The sequence below is a fragment of the Planktothricoides sp. SR001 genome (assembly GCF_001276715.1).
GTDB lineage: Bacteria > Cyanobacteriota > Cyanobacteriia > Cyanobacteriales > Laspinemataceae > Planktothricoides > Planktothricoides raciborskii.
Genome location: NZ_LIUQ01000081.1, coordinates 4,907 through 5,363, shown reverse-complemented (window position 1 = coordinate 5,363; position 457 = coordinate 4,907). Strand labels below are relative to the sequence as shown.

The 457-nt window shown below is 53.0% G+C and carries 1 protein-coding gene; it reads left to right on the top strand.

Annotated features, from left to right (window positions below):
- A partial coding sequence (locus tag AM228_RS30385) for a VCBS repeat-containing protein (RefSeq protein ID WP_197285429.1) occupies positions 1-457 on the top strand: 457 nt, incomplete at both ends.

The window sequence follows — 457 nt, the reverse complement described above, 5'->3', positions numbered from 1 at the left end:
AGGACTTCCTGTTGACGGGTTGGTCAAGTTCAGGCCGCATCTCCAAACTGTACAAGAACACGGGCAGTGGGTTCAGCGAAGATACCACTGTTTCCCTTCCTGGTGTTTCCAGTAGTTCCGTAGCCTGGGCGGACTACAATGGGGACGGTAAACAGGACTTCCTGTTGACGGGTTACTCAAGTTCAGGCAGCTACATCTCCAAACTGTACAAAAACACGGGCAGTGGGTTCAGCGAAGATACCACTGTTTCCCTTCCTGGTGTTTACTGGGGTTCCGTAGCTTGGGCGGACTACAGCGGGGATGGTAAACAGGACTTCCTGTTGACGGGTTACTCAAGTTCAGGCAACCCCATCTCCAAACTGTACAAGAACACGGGCAGTGGGTTCAGCGAAGATATCTCTGTTTCCCTTCCTGGTGTTGGCTATAGTTCCGTAGCCTGGGCGGACTACAGCGGGGA